This is a genomic window from Flavobacterium quisquiliarum, from assembly GCF_019308285.1.
Classification (GTDB): Bacteria; Bacteroidota; Bacteroidia; order Flavobacteriales; family Flavobacteriaceae; genus Flavobacterium; species Flavobacterium quisquiliarum.
Genome location: NZ_WWEM01000003.1, coordinates 1 through 1,461, shown reverse-complemented (window position 1 = coordinate 1,461; position 1,461 = coordinate 1). Strand labels below are relative to the sequence as shown.

The 1,461-nt window shown below is 50.7% G+C and carries 1 rRNA gene; it reads right to left on the bottom strand.

Annotation, left to right across the window (positions count from 1 at the left end):
- Nucleotides 1-1,460: ribosomal RNA gene (locus tag GSY47_RS00440) — 23S ribosomal RNA — on the bottom strand; the annotation flags it as partial.
- Nucleotide 1,461 lies beyond the last annotated feature (1 nt).

Here is a 1,461-nt window from a genome sequence, read left to right as displayed (position 1 = left end):
CACTCCGTCACCCCATCACAGCAATAAGAAGTACGGGAATATTAACCCGTCGGCCATCGACTGTCCCTTTCGGGTTCGCCTTAGGTCCAGACTAACCCACAGCTGATTAGCATAGCTGTGGAAACCTTAGTTTTTCGGTGTGCGGGTTTCTCGCCCGCATTATCGTTACTTATGCCTACATTTTCTTTTCTGACCGGTCCAGCACCCCTTACGAGATACCTTCTGCCCTGTCAGAATGCTCCCCTACCACTTACAGTAAACTGTAAATCCATAGCTTCGGTAATATGCTTATGCCCGATTATTATCCATGCTCGTCCGCTCGACTAGTGAGCTGTTACGCACTCTTTAAATGAATGGCTGCTTCCAAGCCAACATCCTAGCTGTCTGGGCAGACAAACCTCGTTCTTTCAACTTAGCATATATTTAGGGACCTTAGCTGATGGTCTGGGTTCTTTCCCTCTCGGACTTGGACCTTAGCACCCAAGCCCTCACTGCTGGCAATCATTATACAGCATTCGGAGTTTGTCAGGAATTGGTAGGCGGTGAAGCCCCCGCATCCAATCAGTAGCTCTACCTCTGTATAACTATATCCAGCGCTGCACCTAAATGCATTTCGGGGAGTACGAGCTATTTCCGAGTTTGATTGGCCTTTCACCCCTACCCACAGGTCATCCGAAGACTTTTCAACGTCAACCGGTTCGGTCCTCCACTGTGTGTTACCACAGCTTCAACCTGCCCATGGGTAGATCACACGGTTTCGCGTCTAACACTGCCGACTAAAGCGCCCTATTCAGACTCGCTTTCGCTGCGGATCCATGGCTTAACCACTTATCCTTGCCGGCAACGTTAACTCGTAGGCTCATTATGCAAAAGGCACGCCGTCACCCCACTAAAGGGCTCCGACCGCTTGTAAGCGCATGGTTTCAGGATCTATTTCACTCCGTTATTCACGGTTCTTTTCACCTTTCCCTCACGGTACTGGTTCACTATCGGTCTCTCAGGAGTATTTAGCCTTAGCGGATGGTCCCGCCGAATTCAGACAGGGTTTCACGTGCCCCGCCCTACTCAGGATACCGCTATCCATTACACTTGTTGCCCATACGGGGCTGTCACCCTCTATGGCGTTCCTTTCCAGAAACTTCCGGTTCCTTGTGCATGAAATATCGCGGTCCTACAACCCCACCTATGCCGTAACATAAATGGTTTGGGCTAATCCGCGTTCGCTCGCCACTACTTACGGAATCACTTTTGTTTTCTTCTCCTCCGCCTACTTAGATGTTTCAGTTCAGCGGGTTTGCCCACCTATCGGTGTGCTATGCCTTCAGCATAGCGGGTTGCCCCATTCGGATATCTGCGGATCACTCTGTGTGTGCCAGTCCCCGCAGCTTTTCGCAGCTTATCACGTCCTTCATCGCCTCTGAGAGCCTAGGCATTCCCCATGCGCCCTTATTTTGCTTATTG